The organism is Nostoc sp. (assembly GCF_036917375.1).
Lineage (GTDB): Bacteria > Cyanobacteriota > Cyanobacteriia > Cyanobacteriales > Nostocaceae > Nostoc.
The window spans coordinates 82143-106752 of record NZ_JBALDN010000111.1; the positions used below are offsets into that span (position 1 = coordinate 82143).

Annotated in this window: 18 protein-coding genes and 1 pseudogene; 11 read left to right on the plus strand and 8 right to left on the minus strand. The window is 41.5% G+C overall.

Translation table 11 applies throughout. The annotated features are described in order from the left end of the window. Positions 1 to 70 precede the first annotated feature (70 nt). Positions 71 to 982, minus strand: a pseudogene (locus V7K45_RS33140) (SDR family oxidoreductase). 370 nt (positions 983 to 1352) lie between these two features. Beyond that, positions 1353 to 1775 (minus strand): hypothetical protein, encoded by a 423-nt coding sequence (locus V7K45_RS30875; protein WP_442942080.1) that lies wholly within the window; start codon positions 1773 to 1775, stop codon positions 1353 to 1355. Between the two features lie 492 nt (positions 1776 to 2267). On the opposite strand from V7K45_RS30875, the gene V7K45_RS30880 reads away from it, so the two are divergent. Next, positions 2268 to 4412 (plus strand): hypothetical protein, encoded by a 2145-nt coding sequence (locus V7K45_RS30880; RefSeq protein WP_335009467.1) that lies wholly within the window; start codon positions 2268 to 2270, stop codon positions 4410 to 4412. A gap of 293 nt (positions 4413 to 4705) precedes the next feature. On the opposite strand, the gene V7K45_RS30885 is transcribed toward V7K45_RS30880, so the two are convergent. Further along, the gene (locus V7K45_RS30885; protein WP_335009469.1) at positions 4706 to 6214 is read right to left on the minus strand and encodes a UbiD family decarboxylase; all 1509 of its coding nucleotides are present in this window, start codon (positions 6212 to 6214) and stop codon (positions 4706 to 4708) included. 357 nt (positions 6215 to 6571) lie between these two features. Here V7K45_RS30885 and V7K45_RS30890 point away from each other — a divergent pair, with 357 nt between their 5' ends. The 3 genes from V7K45_RS30890 (at position 6572) to V7K45_RS30900 (ending at position 11715) form a co-directional block, all read left to right on the plus strand. Next, positions 6572 to 7042 carry an NADAR family protein gene (locus tag V7K45_RS30890; RefSeq protein ID WP_335009471.1) on the plus strand — a complete coding sequence of 157 codons (471 nt, stop codon included), beginning with the start codon at positions 6572 to 6574 and terminating at the stop codon, positions 7040 to 7042. Between the two features lie 549 nt (positions 7043 to 7591). Beyond that, the gene (locus V7K45_RS30895) at positions 7592 to 10333 is read left to right on the plus strand and encodes a GAF domain-containing sensor histidine kinase (RefSeq protein WP_335009473.1); all 2742 of its coding nucleotides are present in this window, start codon (positions 7592 to 7594) and stop codon (positions 10331 to 10333) included. 611 nt (positions 10334 to 10944) lie between these two features. Next, positions 10945 to 11715 (plus strand): hypothetical protein, encoded by a 771-nt coding sequence (locus V7K45_RS30900; RefSeq protein WP_335009475.1) that lies wholly within the window; start codon positions 10945 to 10947, stop codon positions 11713 to 11715. 139 nt (positions 11716 to 11854) lie between these two features. On the opposite strand, the gene V7K45_RS30905 is transcribed toward V7K45_RS30900, so the two are convergent. Continuing rightward, positions 11855 to 12715 carry a phosphate/phosphite/phosphonate ABC transporter substrate-binding protein gene (locus tag V7K45_RS30905; RefSeq protein ID WP_335009479.1) on the minus strand — a complete coding sequence of 287 codons (861 nt, stop codon included), beginning with the start codon at positions 12713 to 12715 and terminating at the stop codon, positions 11855 to 11857. 181 nt (positions 12716 to 12896) lie between these two features. Between V7K45_RS30905 and V7K45_RS30910 the strand changes: the two genes are divergently transcribed. Next, positions 12897 to 13805, plus strand: a complete 909-nt coding sequence (locus tag V7K45_RS30910; RefSeq protein ID WP_335009481.1) for a c-type heme family protein — start codon at positions 12897 to 12899, stop codon at positions 13803 to 13805. Positions 13806 to 13814: 9 nt separating this feature from the next. Here V7K45_RS30910 and V7K45_RS30915 read toward each other — a convergent pair whose 3' ends face one another. Beyond that, positions 13815 to 15275, minus strand: coding sequence for a serine/threonine-protein kinase (locus tag V7K45_RS30915; protein WP_335009483.1), 1461 nt, complete (start codon positions 15273 to 15275; stop codon positions 13815 to 13817). 165 nt (positions 15276 to 15440) lie between these two features. Continuing rightward, positions 15441 to 15767 carry a DUF4278 domain-containing protein gene (locus V7K45_RS30920; RefSeq protein ID WP_335009485.1) on the minus strand — a complete coding sequence of 109 codons (327 nt, stop codon included), beginning with the start codon at positions 15765 to 15767 and terminating at the stop codon, positions 15441 to 15443. 348 nt (positions 15768 to 16115) lie between these two features. Between V7K45_RS30920 and V7K45_RS30925 the strand changes: the two genes are divergently transcribed. Continuing rightward, entirely contained in the window at positions 16116 to 16370 is a 255-nt protein-coding gene (locus V7K45_RS30925) for a hypothetical protein (protein WP_190728057.1), read from the plus strand. Between the two features lie 3 nt (positions 16371 to 16373). Beyond that, entirely contained in the window at positions 16374 to 17633 is a 1260-nt protein-coding gene (mltA, locus tag V7K45_RS30930) for a murein transglycosylase A (protein ID WP_335009526.1), read from the plus strand. Positions 17634 to 17690: 57 nt separating this feature from the next. Here the strand turns inward: mltA and V7K45_RS30935 are convergent, their stop codons facing one another. Both V7K45_RS30935 and V7K45_RS30940 read right to left on the minus strand, forming a co-directional pair. Next, a complete protein-coding gene (locus tag V7K45_RS30935) occupies positions 17691 to 18560 on the minus strand; it encodes a DUF5895 domain-containing protein (RefSeq protein ID WP_335009487.1) in 870 nt (289 codons plus the stop codon). Positions 18561 to 18815: 255 nt separating this feature from the next. Next, entirely contained in the window at positions 18816 to 19508 is a 693-nt protein-coding gene (locus V7K45_RS30940) for a haloacid dehalogenase type II (protein WP_335009489.1), read from the minus strand. Between the two features lie 352 nt (positions 19509 to 19860). Between V7K45_RS30940 and V7K45_RS30945 the strand changes: the two genes are divergently transcribed. The 4 genes from V7K45_RS30945 to V7K45_RS30960 are packed head-to-tail and all read left to right on the plus strand — an operon-like array spanning position 19861 to position 24565. Beyond that, the gene (locus V7K45_RS30945; RefSeq protein ID WP_335009491.1) at positions 19861 to 21615 is read left to right on the plus strand and encodes a ScyA-related TPP-binding enzyme; all 1755 of its coding nucleotides are present in this window, start codon (positions 19861 to 19863) and stop codon (positions 21613 to 21615) included. 13 nt (positions 21616 to 21628) lie between these two features. Then, positions 21629 to 22768 (plus strand): 3-oxoacyl-ACP synthase III family protein, encoded by a 1140-nt coding sequence (locus tag V7K45_RS30950; protein ID WP_335009493.1) that lies wholly within the window; start codon positions 21629 to 21631, stop codon positions 22766 to 22768. A gap of 40 nt (positions 22769 to 22808) precedes the next feature. Then, the gene (locus tag V7K45_RS30955; protein WP_335009495.1) at positions 22809 to 23813 is read left to right on the plus strand and encodes an SGNH/GDSL hydrolase family protein; all 1005 of its coding nucleotides are present in this window, start codon (positions 22809 to 22811) and stop codon (positions 23811 to 23813) included. After that, entirely contained in the window at positions 23810 to 24565 is a 756-nt protein-coding gene (locus V7K45_RS30960) for an SDR family oxidoreductase (RefSeq protein WP_335009496.1), read from the plus strand. The genes V7K45_RS30955 and V7K45_RS30960 overlap by 4 nt, the downstream gene beginning before the upstream one ends. Positions 24566 to 24610: the final 45 nt, after the last annotated feature.

The window sequence follows — 24610 nt, forward strand, 5'->3', positions numbered from 1 at the left end:
GGCGTTGAATTCCACTAATGGTATGTCTAGGCTTAATTGTGGAAAGTACGCCAGCCTAATCTCAAGCTGACTAAGATTCTCGAAAGTCAGCATATAGAGTCAATCCACCATCTACAAATAGCGTTTGTCCGGTGATGTAGGCGGCTTCATCCGAAGCTAAAAAAGTTACTGCGGCTGCTATCTCCTCTGAGGTGCCAGCACGCCCCATTGGGATGTGACTTTCCACAATCGCCTTTTTTTCAGGATCGTCTATCCAAGCTTGATTCATTCGCGTGATTGTTGCTCCGGGGCCAATGGCATTGACACGAATACCAAGGCTTGCATCCAATACGGTTCGGTTAAAGGGGAAAGGGGAATAAAAAACCTTTAACCCTTACCCTTTTCCCCAAACCTTATTCTGAGTTCAAAATGCTTATCCGAACCGGATTGTTGCATATTCCAATGCTAAGTTTTGGTGAGGTTTTCTATCCCGCCTTTGCTAATGGAATAACTGATATACATCGGTCGAGGAATAATTTCGTGAACGCTGGAAATATTAATAATCTCTCCTGGACGATTAACAGACAGGAGGTGTTTAATAGTTTCACGAGCGCAGAGATAAGCACCTCGGAGATTGACTGCAATTAATCGATCAAAGTCTGCTGTGGTGACTTCGTGGGATCGATTTTCTGTTTGAATGCCAGCATTATTAACTAGAATATCTAAACTGCCAAATTCCTTTACTACGGTGTTAACCATCTCAACAATGTCTGATTCTTGGGAGACATCTCCTTGAAGCAGCAGCGACTCCACACCACAATTTTCGATATTTCCGCAGGATTTTTTGCAATGCCATCTCTTCTGTGTCTGCCGCGGCATCCGAGTATGAGCGGTAATTGATGGCGATGTTGCACCCTTCTTGAGCAAGTCCGATCGCGATCGCCTGACCGATATCTGAAGTTGCACCTGTAATTAAAGCATTCTTTCCTTTTAAGCCTATCATATTTCCTCCTTAAGCTGCCCTGATTTGAATTTGCACTAGTCAAACAATTTTGGATTTTAGATTACTCCTTCTTATATTCCAGGCTGTTACTGTCAACCCCCATTGGAGGGAATTTAAAGTTAAAAATAAGTATTTGATAATTTTGAATTTTTGAAAACAATTCTCAAAAATCAGGCTACAGATTCAAGATATGGAAACTTTATACCATTTTGGATTTTAGACTTTCCTGCGGAACGCTACGCGAACGGCTACGCTCAGTCGAACGATTTTAGATTTTGGATTGTGAAACATCCATTGGATAAGTGTTTCAGCTTCCCATCTGTGTGTTGTTAATTAATAAATAATATATTGGCTTTTTATTCTTAATTCTTTAGTATCTGCTACTGGGAAAAAGTAAAATGTCTATTACTTCACCTACTACCAAACCCAATACAGCTAGGACAGTTATAATCCAAAATGAATCTAGTTTATTGTAGCCAGAAAAACGCATTTCTAAATCAGCTAAAAGTGTAGTGGATAAAGGTATAAGAAAGAGCCTTAATAGTATCGACCAAGTTGCTACCAAAGCAATTGATATACTTAAAAACAAGATAACAACTAAAGTTTTCGAGCCAAACTCAACTAAACGCTCTAACCAAGAAAAACTTTTTCTTGCTACAGCTATAACCATAGCAACAACAAAAGCTCCTACTAACCAAATAATATGATTAGCAGCAAGATACCATCCCAGGAGAATGTAAGCCAATAAGAGTAATACTAAAGGCATCAAAGGAATCCTGTTAAAAAATTCCATATTTATACTGCCAAGGCTCGTAAAAATACCAGGTTAATCTCTTAATTCTATTCAAAAAATGTTACTACTAAAATTTGTAAATATACCAGCTTTGCTCAGGATATTTCTCTATCTATAGATCCAATTGAAGCAGATACTCTTTCGTCATGACCTCTTTCGTCATGACAATGTAAGCAGAATTCTGAAATTCAGGATTCAGAAGGCAGAAGGGAACCCACGTTTAAAAACGTGGGATTGAAGTAAGGACGCCTTGCGTCTCGTGACGCTTTTTGCGACGCTCTATGACTCGCTAACGCTGGGCTATAGACACAAATCTTTTTATACTAGTGGGCAATCACCCACAACTAAAGTTTTTATTAATACTTCTTTCCTTCTGCCCTCTGCCTTTCTTTGTAAAACACGCTTTATACTTGAGTAACGTTTTTATTATCTGGGAAATTGCGGAGTTTTCGAGTATAAAACTTAGTATTTATGACATATATAAATATTTTCATGATCCCAAAAATTGTGCAACAATTTAAGCGATCGCTACCAAAGTTTTTTCTGGCAATTGCTCAATTTACCTTGACTTGTTTGCTTGTATTTTACCTATCCCCAGTTAACGCTACAACTATAAGATACTTAAGCGAACAAGGAGAATTATTTCGCCAAGCACTAGCTGCTGCTAAGTTAACTCCAGAGGATGTCCGCTTGGAGATGAAAGACATGGATCTCTGGGGTAGCGATCGATATCGAGTCAAGTTGCTAGATATATTTTTCGATAATCCTTGGAAAATCAGTCCTTACACCCGCACCATTACTCAAGATTTACTTGCAGCTAAATCAGATTTAGCACAACTTGCTGCCAGTGCTTACAAAAGAATCGATGGGGGTGTGAATCCCCAATTAAACAGAGATTTGCTGACAAAATACAAACAGCAAGTACAAAAGCTGGGTGATGATGCCTTAGCTGTTGCTCTTGGTAAACTAAGCACTCAGCCTGTTGATAGTTTTAAGAATAGTGAATACAAGGCTTTGCCACCACAGCTACGTTCTGCGATCGCGCAGTTTTTATTCACAGTACCAGATGCACTGCATTACAGACAGGTGGGATTGTTGCGATCGCTAGCTAAATTGCAACTAGATGGCGATCGCACCTACACCGAAGTATTTAACTACGCAGTTAAAACTGTGGAGGAAGAAGCCGCAGAAGAAGTAGATGCTAGCCCAGAAAAGGTACTGTTAATTGAATCTCTTTTAGACAACGTTGATTTTAAAATGCTCAACACAGGAGCAATTTTAACAGCAGCTGCTACTGATGAAATGCAAAGTCAATTAAGTAAAATCCCAGTTAATTTGTTGCAAGGAAATTATAACTACAGCATAAATACACCCCAAGGTCGAATTATTCTCAGTGGTAAAGGCGATCGAGTCTATCCCCCTGACGATTATCTATTGATCGTAGATGTTGAAGGTAATGATACTTACTCTGGCGGTGCTGCTACTAAAAATATTGCTCATGGTGTTAGCGTCACCCTAGATTTGGCTGGCAAAGACCGCTACTCTAGCCCACCGGGGAAAACTCCTAGCTTTGGGGCTGGTATCTTCGGCTACGGATTGCTGATAGATTTACAAGGTGATGACAGTTATGAGGCAGAATACGCCAGTCAAGGCATAGGTATTTTTGGTACTGGCATTCTCTACGACGCACAAGGTCAAGACACTTATCAAGGTATTAGTAATTTACAAGGCAGTGGTACTTTCGGTTCAGGACTGCTGATCGATAATCAAGGCAGCGATCGCTATTCTCTCTATAGATACGGTCAAGGCTATGGCTTTACTAAAGGAGTGGGGCTGCTATTAGATAGTCTAGGTGACGATAAATACATTGGGCTAGAAGACAAGTATCCCAACGGCGGCCCATTTGGAGCCAAAAGGCACGTCCATTTTATCCAAGGTGCAGGTTTGGGAAGACGTGCAGACTATACAGAAGGTCACAGTTGGTCTGGGGGTGTAGGGATGCTAGTCGATGGCGCAGGAAATGACCGCTACGAATGTGAGGTTTACGGACAAGGTACAGCTTACTGGTATAGCTTGGGCTTTTTGGTAGACAAGGCGGGTGATGATTACCACGATGCAGGATGGTACAGCCTGGGAAGTTCGCCGCATTTTGGCGTGGGAGTTTATCAAGATGATGGGGGAAGCGATCGCTATACAGGCATAATTATGCAAAGTTTAGGCAATGGTCGTGACTGGAGTATCGGCTGGTTTGAAGATAGTGCTGGAAACGATTGGTATAACGGCAGCTTAATGACTTTCGGTACCGGAGATATTAACGGTATCGGAGTTTTCTGGGATAAGCACGGCGATGACACTTATCTATCTTTATTAGAACCAGCTTACGGACAATCCCGGTTAGAGGGTGTTAGCGGTTTGCGAGAGTTGATGCTGACATTAGGCTTATTTGTTGATGGAGGCGGGAAAGATAATTACCTGCTATTGCCAGAAACAGACCCTCAAAAAAAATTGCCAGATACAGCGCTCAATACTCAATCTTTGGCAACTAATCCCGTTGCTGGTAACGATAGGACTTGGTGTCGCTCGACAAAACCTCGTTATGTCAAAATGGCTTACGGCTGCGGCATTGATGCTCAATAAGTTCGACTAAAATATGGTTTAGTTAACGCCACCAGTAATTTCAAATGTCAGCAAACATTTATTAAGATATTACTCAAAAGATTTCATTTTGATATTTTATTACAGCAGGTTTCATGTATTTAAATGATATCTGTCGTAATAGTACAGCATTGCTGTGCTATTACTGCACGATCTATAACAAGATACGTTTTAGTTAAGGGTTATTGGTGTAAATAATTTGTCTTTCAAGACGCGATTTATCGCGTCTCGATATCAGGGTTTGTTGCTCTATCTAAACTGTATTGAGCTATCGACTACTTCATATCATAGCCAAACAAATTCGGGTCTACTTCTCCTAACTGCAACTCTGCCAAACCATACTCCGCCCATCGTCTCTCTACCATCGCCGCCACATCTGGGTCGGATTCCAAAGGCAAACCCCATTCATGGTTTGTTTCCGGCGGAATCTTTGTAGTTGCATCAATTCCCATCCGTCCACCTAAGCCAATCTTTTCACTAGCAAAATCTAAGGTATCAAAAGGTGTATTCGGCAAAATAAAGACATCTCGCACTGGGTCAACTTTGGAACTAATCGCCCAGACAACTTGACGCGGATCGCGAATATTTATGTCTTTATCCACAATAATTACAAATTTTGTGTATGTAAATTGTGGTAAAGCACTCCAAAACGCTAAAGCCGCCCGTCGCGCTTGTCCCGGATATGCTTTATCAATAGAAATAATCGCCGCTTTGTAACTCAAAGCTTCCATTGGTAAGAAGAAATCAACAATTTCTGATACTTGTTGCCGCAGTATAGGCGTATAAATGCGATTTAGCGCGATCGCCATCATCGCTTCTTCTTTAGGTGGACGACCGCTAAATGTTGTTAAGTAAATCGGATTTTTCCGGTGCGTCATACACTCAAAGCGTACCAACGGCGAATCCTCCACTCCACCGTAATAACCCATGTGGTCGCCAAAAGGCCCATCTGGTAAAACTTCCCCTGGTGTAATCGTTCCTTCCAAGACAAATTCCGAATCTGCGGGAACTTCCAAATCTACAGTTTTACATTTCGCCAACTGCACGCCGGAACCGCCATAAAGTCCTGCAAACAGCCATTCTGATAAATCTACAGGGATGGGTGTTGCTGCTGCCATAATAATTAGAGGATCGACACCAAGTGCGATCGCAACTTCTAATTTTTTCCCACGTTCGGCCGCTTTTCGCAAATGCCTCGCCCCACCCCGCACCGATAACCAGTGAACCGTCATCGTATTTTTAGATTGTAGTTGCAAGCGATACACACCTACATTTGGAGTACCCGTCTCACAATCCTTGGTAATTACCAGTCCCAGTGTGATAATCTTGCCAGCATCACCAATATAAGGACGTATCAAAGGCAACTTATTTAAATCTAAATCATTACCTTGAAGCACAACTTGCTGACAAGCGGGGAAAAAGTCTCGTCCTGGTTTTGCCTTCACCACATCAAACAGCACTTTTCCAAAATCTATCGCCTGGGAAATCTTCTTCGGTGGTTTTGGCTGTTGCAGCATACTCAATTTTTTCCCCAGAGTTTCCAACTCCTCTGGATGCTGCATATTCATCGCCCAACAAATCCTTTCCACAGTTCCCATCAAATTCACCGCCACCGGGAAGGAAGCGCCTTTGACGTTTTCAAACAACAACCCCGGGCCACCTTTTTGCAGCATTCGGTTGGAAATCTCAGCAATTTCCAAGTCTGGGTCAACTAAAGCTGAAATTCGCCGTAATTGCCCTCTTTCTTCCAAAATTTTCATGAATCCCCGCAAGTCTCTCGCCATTGTTCTAATAAAGCTGATTATTTAAGAAGTGTGAAGCGCTTTCTTATATTATGGGGCATTGGGTAAAGAGGACTTGGGGACAAGGGAAAAGACTTGTTGTAAGTTCTGACTTATGTCTCCTTATCCCAAAGTCCCCTGTGTCTTGCTCATTCGGGAAATTGTTGGTTTTAATTCAATACAGTTCAGATAGAGCAACAAAATCCTGATGTAGAAACGCGATTTATCGCGTCTTGAAAGAGTTGTGTAAAATTACTCCCCCAGAGTGATGTTACTAACCCTTTATATAAATGAAGGGTTTTGAAACCTAAACTTTCAGTTACCCTGAAATTGATATATATATAAAAGAGCAATTTTCAAATGACCATTTACTTTTATAAGGTTTGGCAGCCTTATGGCTGTTTTTCTAACTTTTCTCTCCACGGAATCCACATTGAGGGCGCTTACTGGCCAACGGTTGAGCATTATTATCAAGCGCAAAAGTTTGTAGGCAGCCCAGATGCGGTGATTATACCTTTCATTCATGCTGCCGCCACCCCAGAAGAAGCTGCGACTTTGGGAAGATGTAGCACTCGCCAACTCCGTCGAGATTGGGATTTGGTTAAAACTCAAATTATGCGAGAAGCTGTACTCAAAAAGTTTCTCACTCATGCTGATATCAGAGAAGTTCTCTTGAAGACAGGTAATGAAATGTTGGTTGAAAACTCCCCAACCGATTCTTTTTGGGGCTGTGGTGCTAATAAAAGCGGTCAAAACCATCTCGGTAAAACTCTCATGAGTGTGCGTGAAGAAATTCGTAATTTACTATCTTTAACGGTAATTTACGAATAATTTAATCAAAATAGTTACATTCAATATCAAGTCAAGCAATTAAACGGGGAATAGTCAAATTCCCCAGCCAAAAACATTTTAAAAAATTACTAATAATTTAATTAGGGCTTTGAAAAATGTTTAATTAATTGATTAATGGGCAAAAACTTTAAAAAAATATTTTTAATTTCAAGAAATTATTCCAGTTCTAAATTAAGTAAAATTACTGGAATAGTTTAATGATTGAGAATATAAAATTAGTAAATGTAAATGATTAAAATTTTCTTAACTTTAGACTTGAGATGATAAATGAAAAGTATTTAATGATACAGCGATTTTATATCTCCCTGAAATCCACTTTACAAGGGCTACAGGGAACAAGCAAAATATCTGTTACTTTTCAAACATCTTCTAATCCATTTCCAAAAATATTTGTAATACATGTATACCCTTGGCAATGCATTATTAGCAAGAATTTCTTGAAATAGGATGAAAATCAAAGCATTGTAAGTTGAAAATTCCGATCGGGACAACTATAAAAATTATACTTAAATAAAATAAATACAAGTAATGGCACGTAGGTATCAACCAAACGAGTTGCAGCAAAACTTCGATCGAGAAGGTTTACTGCACTGGATGACAAAACAGATTAGGCGATCGCTCGACCTTCAAGAGATATTAACAACAACTGTTAGCGAAGTGCGTTTATTTTTGGGTGCAGATCGGGTGAAAATTTATCGCTTTGATGCTGATGGTAGTGGTGAAGTAATTGCAGAATCTATTCATCAACAACGTCTGCCATCCTTATTGGGTCAACGCTTCCCAGCTGATGATATTCCAGAAGCCGCCAGAGAAATGTTTTTGTTAGTGGGGCAACGTTCGATTGTCGATGTGGCAAATGAGAAGATCGGGCTATCGCCTCTACAGTCAAAAGAAACTGGCAAACGTCTAGAAACTAATATCTACTATCGGCAAGTAGACAAGTGTCATATTCAATACCTAAAAGCAATGGGCGTGCAGTCTTCGTTGGTAGTACCAATTTTAGATTGCGACCCACAAGAACTATCGGCAAAGCCTAAATTGTGGGGATTGTTGGTAGCTCACCACAGCGAACCGCAAAAGATTTTGAAGCGGGAACTAAAAGTATTACAGCAAGTTGCTGACCAGGTAGCGATCGCGATCGCTCAAAGTAATCTACTCACTGAAGCCCACGCCAAGCAAAAGCGAGAAGCTACTATTAATCGAGTCACCACACTATTGCATAAACTGCCGACAATCCAATTACAAGGAGCGCTAGAAGAAGTTATTACTGCCTTCTGTGGAATCGGTGGCAGGCTTTACATTGCAGAGAATCGAGAACTATACACCTGGGGAGACCAACCGATACTCCCCTACGAGTTAGATAACACTATTATCGAACAGCATCCCATCTGGCAAAACTGGATGGCTGAGTTTCAACAAGGTAATATTTGGGCAACTACTGACCTTTATAAAGAACCGCGTTTGCGAGTTTTGGCTTTAGCATTCCGTTCTACTCAAATTCGCGGACTCATGGTGATTCCGCTACATTACCGCGAAAAATTTCTCGGTGTATTAAGTATTTTTCGCTCTGAATTTGAAACGGAAATCTTATGGGCGGGACGATGCGAACAAAATCGGCGACAACTTTTACCCCAGCTTTCCTTTGAGGTTTGGCGAGAGCAAAAAAAAGGGCAAGCACCTGAGTGGAAGTTGGAAGACATCTTTTTGGCACAAGCCTTATACGATCATTTCTCAATGGCAATTCAGCAGCAGCAAATGTATAAACAAGTACAATCCCTGAATGCCAACTTAGAACGGCGGGTGCAAGAGCAAACCTCTGAACTCGAAAAATCATTACTGTTTACCAAAGTCATCAAGCAAGTCACAGAGCATATTCGCCGCACATTGGACTTGCAGGCAACTCTGCAATCCATCGTTCGGGAAGTCCGTCCCTTGCTAAATTCAGACCGAGTGCTGATTTTCTACTTGAAGACTCAATCGGTAATTGTGGAAGAGATTAATGGTGATTGGCAGTCAGTTTTGGGAGTGAATGCACCACCAGAATGCTTTCCTGATGAATATACCCGCCTATACTGTCAGGGTAGGGTACGGGCAATTAACAACCTTTCAACGGCTTCATTAAGTGATTGTCATCGAGAGTTTTTGCAGAGTCTGCAAGTGCAAGCAAACTTAATAGTTCCGATTAATATGGGTATGGAACTATGGGGCCTACTAATTGCCCATGAGTGTGAGGCTCCTAGAAATTGGCAGGATACAGAAATTGATTTATTGCAGCAGGTGGCAGATCAGGCTGCGATCGCAATTCAACAAGCACAACTCTACCAACAAACCTCTGAAGCCGAAACTGAAGCCAGAAATCAAGCCACTCAGTTAGAGCAGACCCTACATGAACTCCAAGAAACACAGACAAGATTGATTCAGACCGAAAAAATGTCCGGTTTAGGACAGTTGGTGGCGGGTGTCGCCCACGAAATCAACAACCCCGTTAACTTTATTTACGGTAATTTGTGCCACGCCAATGATTACACCGAACAACTGCTAGAAATTTTACGTCTCTACCAGCTACACTATCCCCATCCCCATAGTGAAATTCAAGCCGCGATCGAAGCGATCGATTTTGAATTTTTGGTAGAAGACCTGCCAAAAATCATGACCTCAATGCAAGCAGGAACCGAACGCATTCGCTCAATAGTGTTGTCGTTACGCAATTTTTCTCGCTTGGATGAGTCTGAAAACAAGCGCGTTGACCTGCATGAAGGCATTGACAACACCTTATTAATTTTGCAACATCGGTTGAAAGGAAATGCCGAATTTCCACGCATTGAGATAATTAAAGATTATGGCAGCATTCCACGGGTGGAATGCTATGCCGGCCAAATGAATCAGGTATTTATGAATATTTTCAGCAATGCCATAGATGCTCTGGAAGTAGGGCGTCGGGAGTGGCGGAATCGGGGCGATCGGGAGAATAACTCATGCTCAATTCCAACTATCGAGATTTCTACTAAAGTCTCAGCGGACAACTCTCGTCTATTAATTCGGATTAGTGACAACGGGTCCGGAATGACTGAAGACGTGAGAAAGCGAATTTTTGACCCGTTTTACACTACCAAGCCTGTGGGCAAAGGTACAGGATTGGGACTAGCAATCAGCTATCAGATTATTGTCGAAAAACATGGTGGAATAATGGAGTGTATTTCAGAACCTGGCAAAGGTACAGAGTTCTGGATTGAGATTCCTGTCAAGCCTCCAGCCAAAATAGTTAACTAGCAATGGGGAGTGGGAGATCAGGAAGCTGGTCATTGACCAATGCTCAATTGTTAGTTTCAAAACTTAAAAATTGACTGAGCAATTTTTAAATTCATCCACAAGATAGATGATAATTTTCTTAACATATAAGCTAAACAAATAGCTATCAGCGATCCAGAGTGTGCAATATATTGAATTTGATTAAAAATCATTTAAAAGTAAAGTTTAGTTGCAAAATAAATCCCTCCCAGCTACAAGTGATAATCTAATAGTTGAAGCTAAGAAACAAGCTTCCGGTGGCAGATATAACAGCTGCATTTGAAATGTTAGTAAGAGGTATAAGACGCTGTTTAACTTACATCTGTCTCGTCCAAATACAGCAACACCCAACACGAAAACTGCTATTTCCTCAAATCTAGAAGATTAGGGGGCACTGTAACTGATTTTCATTACTTGTTTACAAAAGCAATGGAAGTTAGTATATCCCTAACTGCGATCGACAAAAAGAGGAAAGAGTTCAGCGAGTAGAGGCTTGGGTGTTGTTGTGTTTAAAGAGAAGTCTGAAATAAAGACTCCTCTGGGTGTAAGATTATACGAAGTTAAATAGCGAGAAACAGTTAAAATAGCGCCTTATGTCAATAATTGCGCTCAGAGCGTGGTATCTACAGGATTATGAGCCGATTCCAGAGCTGGAAAAACGTCAGCCAGACATTCGCTTAAGCAAAAAAAGCCTGCTGAAATCAGCATTGCGAGCAGACTTTTTGGAAGACAGTGACGAAGTGAAAAAATCAACTTGGTTTGGGCGCTATTTGGAAGGGGAAAATATTGAATTTTATATTGAAGGTAGCGGTGGCTATTGCGTCTCTAACATTGACTTAATTAGTCATGAAATTTATTTCACCAAGCAGGCGGTGTTGGCTCAGTTAGAACCAACGATTTTTTTATCTTATCAAACTGAGTATGGCGCAGCAACGAATATTCTCAAAGAAGAACTGCAAAAAAGTTTGGACAATTTAAACTTGCGATCGCGTCTTCCCCTAACATTAATAGAATCCTCTCGTCCTAGCGGTGCTACTTTCCGAATTAACCGCACAATCATGCGGAAAATTCGTAAGAGTTTGTTATTTATAGCTGACACCACGCCCATTGCTAGTATTGATGGTAAAGAAACGCCCCAATTAATTCCCAGTCCGAATGTCTGTATTGAGATTGGCTATGCCATCCAAAGTAAGAAGTCTGAACAGATTCTATTAGCGCAAATGCAACGCCCGGATTTTGAAGGTGAATTTCCCTTCGACTTACCAACACAGCAAATTTTACAATTTCAAGACACTACAGAACTGGATAAAATCTTGACAGAGACGATTAAAAATCAGCTAGCACGATTCAAATTGTTTTTTTGACCTTATTTTCCAGTCAGACTTGCTGGCTGTTTTTTGTTCTTAGTTTATACTTTACAAAATTTAGAAATAACAATACCCTCTTTAACAGGAGGTTTTTTTTTAGAGAAAGCAAAGACTGAAAGTATTGTTATTGCTTTAATTAGAATAAACGAACAGGCTTCTTTTGCAGCTTGGAACTAATTGAACTTACCCGATCGACCACAGAAATCATGTATTTGTAATCTGGTACTTGTCCATTGGGTACATACCCCACTTCTTGAGCTAAACCTGAAGGCGAATCACTCATTACTTTGCGGATAAATTCTTGACGGTTACGTTCTACATTCGGCCCAATCAAGACCACACCTAATGGTACATAATGAGGGTCTTTAAATAATATGCGGAATTCGGTTGGCGCCAACTGCGAACTGTAGAGACTTAATTCCGCCTCCGAGACGGCACAGGCGATCGCTTTTCCTTGAGCGACCAATTCCAATGCCGCTTTAGGTGTGGGTGCAAATAGTATCTCAGCTAATGTTGTACCATAAAGATTGTAAAGAGGAAAATAATATCCTGTTGCTGAACCTAACTGTCCTAAAGCCACTGTTTTGCCTTGCAACTGTTTCAATTCAGTTATCGGATTATCTTTGCGAACAACGAAGATTGAACGTAAATTACTAATACCTATTAAAGGAAATAAAGGAACATATTGGTGACGTGCGATCGCAATAGCCGCTAAACCCGGTGGAGCAAATACCAATGACCAAGCACGAGCATCAAGGCGCTCAACCGCTCTATTTTCATTAAAAACAGGCTCTAACTGAATATATGAGTTTGTTTTTTCACCTAAGTAACTATTAAATTTAGCATATTGATTAATTATCTGTTCGCCTCCACCATAGTTAATTACACCAATAGTTAACGTGCCCTCAACCCCATCTCCATTTTGTGGTTTGCAGGCAGCAAATGTAAAACCTAGTAGATGAAACAGAAATAAACGACGGGGAAATCGCACAAACATCACTAATTATGGTTAAGGAAATAATTTGGCTTTCAGGACTAATTTAGATAAATTTAACTGCTGCCTAAAGGGGTTATATTGCAGTAAAAAATTAATATTTATTTAGATATTGTTGAGATGCTTTCTAACAGGTATAAATAAATATTAGACAAACTCACAGACCACCTTCGTTGCTTAGGTTATGTTAAACAACATTACGTTAAAAAACTTAAAAATAGGTGCTAAATTTAACTTGCTTTTAATATTAGTTTTCATTATCAGTATTTTGGGAAGTGGCGTTGCCTTATCCAGTGTACTTCAAGAGAGAGCGCAAAATGAAGTAAGTTCTCAAGCAGAGATTCTCATCCAAATGGTGAATGGAGTTAGAGATTATACACAAAATCGTATTGCTCCCCTATTAGAACCTAGATTAGATACTAACCCAACATTCCTGCCTGAAGTAGTACCAACTTTTTCCTCTAAAGAGGTTTTCGAAAATTTTCGTAAAAAGCCTGAATTCAAAAACTTTTTTCATAAAGATGCAACACTTAACCCAACCAATTTAGCGGATAAAGCTGATAATTTTGAAACTCAACTTGTCGAGCGTTTTCGCAACGAACCTAATACTCTAGAAATTACAGGCTTTCGTAAATTGTCAGAAGGCGAAGTATTTTACATTGCACAACCACTAAAGATTACACAAGCAAAATGTTTGCGATGTCATTCTACACCAGATCAGGCTCCTAAAAGTCAGTTGCTAAATTATGGCTCTGAAAATGGTTTTGGCTGGCAACTCAATCAGATTGTTTCTGCCCAAATAATCTCTGTTCCTTCTCAAGATATTTTTGCTAAAGCCAAACAGACTTGGATATTGATAATGGGACTTTTAATTACGATTTTTGCGATCGTAGTTTTCTTAATTAACTTCTTAATTACAAAATATGTGATTCAGCGCATCAGAAGAATAGAGAAAATAGCTCAAAAAGTTAGTGTTGGTGATATGAGCGCTGATTTTGAAGAAAGTTCTCATGATGAAATTGGCGGGTTAGCAGAAGCATTTAATCGGATGAAAGCTAGCTTGAAAATAGCTTTGGAGATGCTGAATAATTAATCGAAAAAATCAAGAAAGTAAGCGTTGCTCAAATTGCAAAGCTTTTTGAGGTTCAGGAATTTGTGATGCTAAAATTTTCACAAATTCTGCACGAGAGATTTGTCCAGAAGATTTTATAGCTTTTTGAACTAGAAACTTAGCTATTGGGCCAATTAAATTAGCTAACTCACGTTCGCACTCTTCCAGAAATTTTTCACTGATGACTTTAGATTCTTGGTTTGCTAAATTATTTGAGTTAATACCAGCTTGGTCGGATTTTACAGTAAGTTCTTGTAATAGAGTAGGTTTCTCTAATAAAAATGTTGTTTTCTTCTTAAAATCAATTTGTTGATTTTCTCGAAGATGAAGGGCTAATTGACTAATTAATTCTTCCAAATTGGACGCTGATGCCGCAACTTGTCGTAGTAATCTTGAGGCGATGGGGCCGACAAATTCTAAAAGAATTGTTTCTAAGCGGTTGTAACTTTCCCCAGACAGAATAGAAGCAGTCGGATACCCAATTGAGTTTTGTTGAATAAGCGAAGCTTGAGGCGGTTGTGTAAAATCTGGTAGTTGAAGTGATTGCGCTTCTACCTGGTAATCTTTACGATAATATTCTTGCTCTTTGGGTGTCAAAGATGGTAGCTGGAGCGATCGCGCTTCTCCTCTAGTATCGAGATTCTTAAGCACGTGTAAAACTTCAGCCGCAGACTGATAGCGCTGTTTAAAGTGATGTAGCACCATTTTCGATAGCACAGATGCCAACTCAGAACTGACGTTAGCTTGATGCTGCCAAGAAATTTCTCCTGTATCTGGATCTTCTTCAAAGTTTATCGGATGTAACCCTGTCAGCGATTGTATACCAATAATGCCCAAAGAATAAATATCGCTGTTGGGGCGGGGCTTACCTTGCCCCTGCTCTGTAGACATATATCCAGGAGTACCAATGATAATAGTAGCTCCCGTGTGCCCTGCAATTGTGAGCAATTGAGTTTGGACTTGTTTAACAGCGCCAAAGTCAATCAGCACTAACTTACCGTCTTGTTGCCGCCTAATTATATTGTCCGGTTTGATATCTCGATGAATAACGTTGTGGCTGTGAATAAATTGTAGAATACCCAGAGCCTGTTGGAGTAGTTGAATTACTCGATCTTCTGTCCAACGTTGATTGGGGAATAATTCTGCTTTTAGGGTATGTCCTTCAATGAACTCTTGCACCAAGAAAAACTCTTGGTTTTCTTCAAAATAGGCTAAAAGCCGAGGAATCTGGTCATGGTAGCCCAGTTTTTCTAGTGTTTCTGCCTCACTAGTAAATAGCCGTCTGGCAGTTTTGAGAAATTCAGGGCTACGAGTGACGGGCTTAAGGTGTTTGACAACGCATTTTGGGAAACCTGGCCGATGGGTATCTTGGGCTATGTAGGTTTGACCGAATCCACCTCCACCTAATATCTGGAGGACTTGGTAACGTCCGTCTAATAATTGTCCTAACATTGTGTCACAAGCCTTAATTCCTCAAATTCATCTTGGCACAACTACCAGCTTTGGTAAGGTTTATTGAGAAAAAAAGTAGGTAGTGCCAAAATTTCCAGCAAGATTTTTTGAGGATTATATTACAAGTTTATGACTAACTAAACTCCAGATCGGCTTGCAGGCATATTATTGTTGAAGCTTTAATAATTCCTCAGAAATCGCCAGTGCCTCAGCTTTTGAAGTAGTTGTTGGTTGAGAGACTACGCTAACTTCTCCTAATTGAGTTTTATTGACAAAATAGGTTATTCCCCGAAAGCTCAATTTATAGACTACTGGTGCTAGAGGAACTTTCGCCAATTTAGAATTTGGATCGACACAATAGTTAACACCACGGTACATCAAATTATAAGCTGGCCCAATTTGAGAAACTGGTTGAAACGGCTGTTCTGTTTTTTTGCTGCCAACTTTGTTTTGATTATATTCGTAGCTCAGGCCACGATAGTAAAGTTTCATAATTTTCGCCTCATGAATAGCTGTTTTTCAACAATGGCAATGACTTATCAGAGGTTGATTGGAATGTTATGCAAGAGCTAAAGCAAACTTACACTTTTTAAGGAACTGCTTAAAGGATTAGGCGTCTAGAGTGAAGAGTCATTGGGCATTAGGAGTGCTGAGTGCTGAGTTAAGAGTTAGGAGTTAGGAGTTTTGTTTACCCCCTTGTCCCCCTATCTCCTTCATCTCCCTGTTCTCCTGCTCCCCTGCTCCTTCTCCCCTGCTTCCAACCTCCCGTATGCTTACCCTTTTCATTCGGGGGTTACGTGGTTAACAATAGGTTGAATGTTTTTTAAATGATTCAACTTTATGGCTAGAACCGCAAATGAATATGCCGTATACCTCCTATTGGAAAGCGGCCACCGAGAAGAAGTACGTTTTCCTACTATTCAAGAGTTTCAGAAATGGTATAGCGGCGAACTTGTGCCAAAATCTGCTTCTAATGACTTTATTAGCGTGCCGATCAAAAATATTCAAGGGGAATATATGGTAGTACGCCCTTCTCGGATTGTGGCAATCCGAGTAGAACCGATTTTTAGTTCCAGTGTTGAAAGATTCAACTAAATGATGAGAAAAACCCTTGCTTTGCTTTCCTTGAGTCTAGGAATTGCCCTCGTAAACCCTCTCTGGTCGGCTGTTGCTCAGGTTCCTAACTTACTGCCGTTGCCACTACCGACTACTCCCGATCTTCCACCTATACCAATACCGATCGCTCCTGAATTAACGCCGCCGCTAAAACCAATCACTATCGAAAGCGATTGTACAATCCGGACGACTTGCTTGGGTTGGGATGAGCAAATTTGGAGTCAAAGAGGTAAAACAGGCGATCGCAAAGCGCTGTTGGCTTCCATAGATAACAGTCTGCTTTACCTAACAAAGGGTGACGCGATCGCAGCATATCAAAACTATCCAGTTCGGGAAATTACCCTCGATCGCGTCCGTCGGAGTTTGCTACGTTTCCGCCAACTGCTTGTCAGTTCTAAGTCAGCAGCACAACTACAAGCCGCTGTTAGTCGTGAGTTTGTCTTTTACCAATCTGTGGGCAACGATGGCAAGGGTACTGTTAAGTTCACTGCGTACTACGAACCTGTTTACACCGCTAGCCGTGTGAGAACTGCAATCTATAAGTATCCCATTTATCGGCTACCACCAGATTTTAGCCAATGGCCTAAACCTCACCCAAAACGAATTGATTTGGAAGGGAAAGATGGTTTAAAAGGGAATAAGAGCAAGTTACGCGGTTTAGAATTGCTTTGGTTTCGCGATCGCCTAGACGCATACATGGTACATATCCAAGGTTCTGCCCAAATTAAATTAACCAATGGCAAAACAACATCAATTGGCTATGCAGGTGGAACTGATTACCCCTGGACTAGTATCGGTAAAGAACTGGCGAAAGATGGCAAACTTCCACTAAATGGATTGACAATGCCACGGATGATTGCTTATTTCCGACAAAAACCTCAGGAGTTGAGCAATTATCTACCACGCTGGGAAAGGTTTGTTTTCTTCCAAGAAACTGGTGGTACCGGAGCTACAGGCAGTATTCATGTGCCAGTGACAGCAGAACGTTCTATTGCTACAGATAAGTCTCTCATGCCTCCAGGAGCGCTAGCGCTGATTTATAACTCATTTCCCTATCCTGCTGGTGGTGGCAAACTAGAGAATCGTACTGTTAGCCGCTTTGTACTTGACCAGGATACAGGAAGCGCCATTAAAGGCCCAGGCCGGGTGGATTATTTCATGGGGTCTGGTAAACTAGCGGGCGATCGCGCCGGTGTCACAGGCGGTAATGGTTCATTATATTATTTACTGCTCAAAGAATAAAGTTAGAAATTAGGAGTTAGGAGTTATTAATTCAAAACTCATAACTCCTCACTCTCCTTAATACGGCGGATAAGCAAAATCATCTTCATCAGCATAAACGTAAGAGTTGGAAACTCCTGCCATTGCCAATTTAGGGGTTTCTGATTTTATAGGTTCCTTGCCAAAATCTTTGTATTCTTCAAAAGTCTTACAAATCATTGCAGACTCAAGAGCATCGGAAGCAATTAAATATTGCGTTAAAGTTCCTACGGTAGGATGTTTATAGTCCACAGTTGAAGCTACCAAAACTGTATTTGGTTCAATACCTCTTTCTTCACACTCAATGATGGGACAAAAAATTCCGTGAGCGTGGAACAAAGGCCCTTTTGGTGTCAAAGGTTGCTTGCGGTAGATAGCATAAGCTTTTTCTAGTTCAGCAACGAATCCACTTACTACTCTGCCTTGTTGATATTCGCAGTAGGTTTTGCTGAAACTCGCTCCGGCTGCACCATTGAGAGTTAGTTGTAGTGGTGATTCATGTAAAAACTTTTTATTCTCACCTACTATAAAAATTAGATAGCGAGTAAAGGTTTTAAATTTAAGTTTGTCGGCTAAAAAAGCATCATAATTATCTTTGAGTGTACCCAGTTTTAGACCACTTTCCCGGTCTTTGACAGACAATGGCCCGCGACGCACTATGACCAAGCGTGGAGTAGCGCTAATAAAGACTGTTTCTACTCCAGAGCTAAATTCATGCTCAACTTGCTGCCAATTATCATCTGGCACAAAGCCGACAGCATTGGCATTATCCAGCTTAATCGCCAAACCGTGAGATTGTATCCCATCTGTGCCATACCGAGGATTAATCATCTGACACCAGGGAAGGACTTGAGAAGGCGGTGCATTGAATTTCTCGTCTTCAAAGTCAAAATTAGCAGATGCTTTCATCGTTTTAGGCTATCAAAGTGTTTTATTGAAAAAGGTTATCGGCAGGGCGCACAGGAAAGGAAAGCCAGTTATATGCTGTGGTTTCCAAAGTTTAAGAAAATTAAACTGACGTAGTATTTTTTCTAGAGTAAGGCAGAATCAATCTATCTTGCAATCTCTATTTAGTTTTTTAACAACAAATTCTTTCTTTGGCATCTCTCTATCTAAATACGATCTACTTTTTGTTCCTCTCGTGGTTAAATTCAAATCAGCAAATTACTGTGAACTTAAAGCAGCGAGAGTCTTCAAATCAGGCACTTCTAAGTCAGGTTGAGTGACTGCTGGTAAACTCGCACTAACCCCTTGCTCTGCTCGACGATTTACCCATACTGTTGATAATCCTAGAGATTTGGCTGTGACGATATCATGATATACACTAGCAGCAACGTGTAATATCTGCTCTAGCGGCAAATCAATTCTCTCAATAGCCAGTCTGAAGTTGTTGAAGGAAGGTTTGTAGCTTTTTGCCTGTTCTGCTGTGATTACCTGGTCAAATTCCACCTGCAAGTGCTTTGCTGAGAAAGCAAAGAGATCGTCATCTACATTTGAGATAATTACCAGCTTAAACTTTTGCTTTAAAGTTCTAAGTGCCTCAACTGTATCGGTGAAAGGCAGCCAATGCTGAATCGAATCGGCAAGTGAATTTAGTTCGTCAGCAGTTGGCTTAAAGCCAAATCGTTCACCAAATTTCTGAACTACTCTTTGCAAAACTTCTCGATATTTGATATATTCTCCAATTTCGAGTTCTGCTTCAAATTCAGCAAAAATATCAAGAATTTGATCGTTATCCAAATTAGTGTTGTGTGCCAGCAGAAGTGGCTTTAGCACCCCTAAGATGCCATTTTCCCAATCAATTAGGGTTCCGTAACAATCGAAAGTTAAAGCCTTATACTGATTTAATTGAATCACCTTTTATACTCCCGATCTTGATTAATAGTGTTCAGTTTTCACAAACCAAAAGACGGGTGAACCCATCTGTGTTGGCGCAGCCCGCCGCAGGCATCGCCAGATCCCTGTTCTTGAAGTCTCTGAACATTTTTCTATATCAGGGCAACGCGGAACTTATAGGTTACTCAAATAATTGACAAAGTGAACCGCCAAGGTCGTTTACCGTTATACCTGCGTTAGAGAGCATTGCCAACCGAAGTTGTATGGGCGTTATCCAAACAAATTTATATTACATTGATATTACAATATTACTAAGTTTAGGTGTGGGATAATAGTTATTCCAAAAAGGAAATTATTCCTAAGTATAGTTTGTATGGATGTTAAATTTCAGTATACACAAGCGAATAATACTAAACAATTATCAAGTAAACAGCCATCTGATAGCAAGCCATCGAAAACTTTTTCGGTAGCGGAGGCAGTGGTAAAAATCCTGGAAGATATGGGAGTGCAGTATGCCTTTGGTGTTTCGGGAGGTGCGATCGCGCCAGTATGGGCTGCATTACATCAAAGTTCTATTCAGGTGTTACACTTTCGCCACGAAGCAGGAGCCGCTTTTGCAGCCATTGAGGCGCACTTTGCTAGCGAACGCCCGGTTGTGGTATTCACTACTACAGGACCAGGGATAACCAACGCTTTAACCGGGTTATTTGCTGCACGTTGGGAAGGTGCTAAAGTTATTTTTCTGTCGCCTTCAACATCGGCACCGCAACGTGGACGGTGGGCATTCCAAGAAACCAGCAGTTACACCATGCCTAGTGTAGGGCTGTTTACCTCAGAACCAGTATTTCATTATGCGACGACTATCGAATGCTGTGATGAACTGTCAAAGGTTCATCGACGGTTGACACTTGGTATAGCCCGACCAGATGGCTTTGTAGCACACTTAAATATCTCCACTAACATCCAAACTAGTTCACTTAACACATCATTGCCACGAGTGGCTTTCTCTTTTGCTCCCGCAGCCGTAAATGAGGAAACTATTGCAGAATGTACGCGCTTGCTTTCAGAAGGGCCATTTGCCATTTGGGTTGGCTTTGGTGCGCGGGGTGCAGCAGCAGAAATTCGTCAGCTTGCAGAAGCGACGGGAGCGGCGGTAATGTGTTCGCCTAGAGGCAAGGGCATTTTTCCCGAAAACCATCCTCAATTTGTTGGTGTTACAGGTTTTGCCGGACATACGTCAGTTTTAACGTATATGCAAGAACAACGACCTTTACGAGTGTTGGTGCTAGGAACGCGCCTCAGTGAGTGGACTTCGTTCTGGAATTCCGCCATGATTCCAAAACGAGGGTTCGTGCATGTCGATATCGACCCAGAGGTTCCAGGAACTGCATATCCATCTGCCGAAACGTTTGCCATCCAGTCCGATGTGGGAATGTTTGTAAAGGCACTAATAAAGTACTTTTCACAACACCCAAATCAGTTAACAGAAATGTTGCTGCCTGGTTCTAAGCCTGTAATACTTAATCCACGTATAGAGGGCCTAGTGCGACCGGAAGTACTTATGGATGCAATTCAACGGCAAATAGTTGAAGGAAGCGATGCGGTTGTCATGGCTGAAGGAGGAAACTCACTAGCTTGGGCAATTAACTTACTGCGATTTGCCAAACCAGGTCGTTTTCGAGCCAGTACCAGGTTTGCATCTATGGGTCATTTCGTTACAGGCGTTGTGGGTGCTTCACTGGCACGCAATGGTAAGACCGTCGCCATAGTTGGAGATGGTGCCATGCTAATGAACAATGAGATCAGCACGGCCGTAAGATACCAAGTTGCTGCCGTTTGGATTGTACTAAATGATGGGCGCTATAGTATGTGCGATCAGGGAATGGCTTTGCTAGGGTTCAATGATGTAGATGTAGAGATTCCGCAGGCAGATTTTGTCAAGATAGCTTGTGGAATGGGAGCTGACGGCATCCGTGTTGAAACGGAACCGGAAATCCAGGCAGCTTTGGAGAAAGCGATGGCCTCGACCTGTCCGTATGTTGTTGACGTAGTAATCGATCCAACCCGGCTTGCACCAATTAAGAGTCATATTCACAATCTGATTGCACAAGGTGCTACGAATTACTAAGAGGAGATTTGTCATGGTGCATCACCCAGTAGGTATTCGCGCGATCGCAGTTAACTTTCCCAGCGTCAGACGCACGCAGGATTATTACAGAGAGAAATACCCAGATATAGTTGCTCAAGTCGAGGAAAAAAGCTTGGGAAGGCTGTTTTCGCTTGCTGGTACCCCCAGCAACGAGTTTGACTTGGAGATGTTGCCATATCTGTCAGATCCTTTTCGTGGTACTGTCGAACAGCGGGTACTTGCTCCAGGTGAATCATCGCTGATGCTGGAAGAGCGCGCAGCTCGTGATGCTCTCAAAGCGGCGAAGCTGAATCCTGAAGAAGTCGATCTCATGCTCGTAGCCTCGATTTGGCCCGAACAAATCGGATTTGGTAATGCCGCCTTCCTTGCTCAAAAACTGGGACTGCAAGGTGCTGCATGGAATCTTGATGGAGCTTGTGGTGTTACCCCAGTAGCATTGCAAACTGCCTGTGCTTTAATACGAGCAGGTGAGTACCGCAATGTACTGGTAGTAATTTCGTGCACTTACTCTCGCTTTGTCGATGAGGAGGATACCGTTTCCTGGTTTCTTGGCGACGGTGCTGGAGCCTTTGTTATCGGTTCAGTCAAACCTAATCAAGGAATACTCAGTACAAAAACTGTTAATACGAGTTGTTTCTGTGACTTATTAACTTTAAATATTACAGAAAACAAGCAAGGCAATCCACGAATTCGTATGCAGTTGAACAAGGACGCAAAAAATGCGCTCAGTGAAGAATCGGCGCAGCTTTTACGTACCTGTTGCGAAGGTGCTATCTCGGCTGCCGATTTAACTCTCGATCAAATTGACTTTTTCCTTTTCAATACAGCCACAGCCTGGTTTTCAAGCTTCTGTGTACGTGTACTTGGTATTGACTCAGAGCGCACCCTTAACCTCTATCCTCTGTACGCTAATATTGGGCCAGTACTTACCGTGGCCAATCTTTATCACGCTGCACAGATGGGTAAAATTCGTGAAAATGATTTGGTTCTCATTTATGGCTTTGGTGCAGCAGGAGTCGCCTCTGCAAGTGTGATGCGTTGGGGTAACGTAGCGCTAGGTCTTTTTCCACATCTCAACGAACCTGAATCAGCACTGAAAAGTTCCTTAGATCGTAGCTTCGTTCCTTGTTAAAGTTATCTATCAAGATTTAAATCATACTCAGTAGTTAATCGTGCAAAAAGAAATTCTGGCGGCGGGCTTTTACCTGTTATCTTTGATATTTCCGCTCAAAGTCTCGGCAAAGGATTATGACGAGATTTATGTTTTTGGAGATAGCTTTTCCGATACGGGTAATGTATTTAATGCAACTAACGGAATCGTTCCCCAAAAGCCACTTTACTTTAATGAACGTTTTTCCAATGGTCCGGTTTGGGTGGAATATCTCGCCTCCGATCTAGGGTTAACTTTCAATCCGAACACCAACTTTGCCTTCGGTGGTGCAACTACAGGATTCAAGAATATAGGAATCAGCACTCTACCAGGATTACAACAACAAATCAAAAGCTTTACAACAGCAAATCCGTATGCCGATCCCAACTCCCTCTATATCTTGTGGGCAGGTGTTAATGATTATTTAGATTACTTTTTCCAAGGCACTCCCAACCCTACTCAGAGTGTTACAAATTTATCAACGGCGGTCAAATCGCTTGCTGCTGTTGGAGCTAGAGATATCATGGTATTGAATGTGCCAGATTTAGGAAAGTTTCCAGTTACAGGTGGCAATAGTCAAATTTCTAGCTTACTTAGTACTTTTACCAGTAAACATAACTCTAGCTTGACCACAAACCTCAAACTTTTGAGTCAAGAACTAAACCCTAATGTCAACATTATTCCTCTTGATGTTAATTCTCTTTTTAATCGGATTATTGCAGATCCAGAGGAATTCAATCTCACGAATGGAACTGACTCGTGCATCGGAGATTCACCAGTAGTGCCGATCAAAGTTACCACACAAGCAGTTATATGTATTCCAGACAAGTTTTTATTCTGGGATGAAGTCCATCCAACGACTGCTACTCATAAGCTAATCGGAAAATTAGCATTTTCAGCGCTTGAACCAGTGCCTGTCCCTGAACCTTCTGCGGTGTTAGGAGTCTTAGCTTTTGGTGTAGGTGCAGTATCGAGCTATCAGTTGGTGCAAAACAAAGCAATCAAAAGGGAAGGAACACACCTATGACAGGTCAATTAGATGGGAAAGTCGCGCTGGTTACAGGGGCCTCATCAGGTATTGGTCGGGCAACAGCGATCGCATTTGCAAAGGCTGGAGCAAAAGTTGTGGTTGCTAGTCGTCGGCTTGCCGAAAGTGAGGAGACTGTAAGCCTGATAAAAGAGACAGGAGGTGAAGCTATTTTTGTCAAGACTGACGTTTCAAATGCTGCTGAAGTGGAAGCACTGGTAAATAAAACTGTAAAAACTTATGGTCGTTTAGACTGCGCTTGCAATAATGCTGGGATTGGGGGCAATCCCGGCTTAATCACCGATGATATGTCAGAAGAAGACTGGGATCGTCTGGTTAATATAAATCTTAAAGGAACGTGGCTCTGTCTCAAGTACGAAATCAGGGCAATGCTGAAACAGAACAGCGGGGCGATCGTAAATGTTGCTTCTATTGCTGGTGTTGTAGGTATTGCGAGCGTTGCAAACTATAGTGCTACCAAAGGTGGCGTCATTGCTTTAACCCGTGCGTTGGCAATGGACTATGCTAAGGAAGGTATTCGGATCAATGTTGTGAGTCCCGGTGTCATCGAGACTGATATGCTGAGTGCTTTGTCTAGAGATGCACTTGCTCAACTTAAGGCAATGCATCCTATAGGACGCATTGGAAAGCCGGAGGAAGTGGCAGAAACAGTAGTGTGGTTGTGTTCGGAAGCAACTTCCTTCATCACGGGGCACAACATGATAATTGATGGAGGATATACTGCACAGTAAAGCAAGGCAGATGGAGGGAAGGTTTATATGTGATAGATATTACTT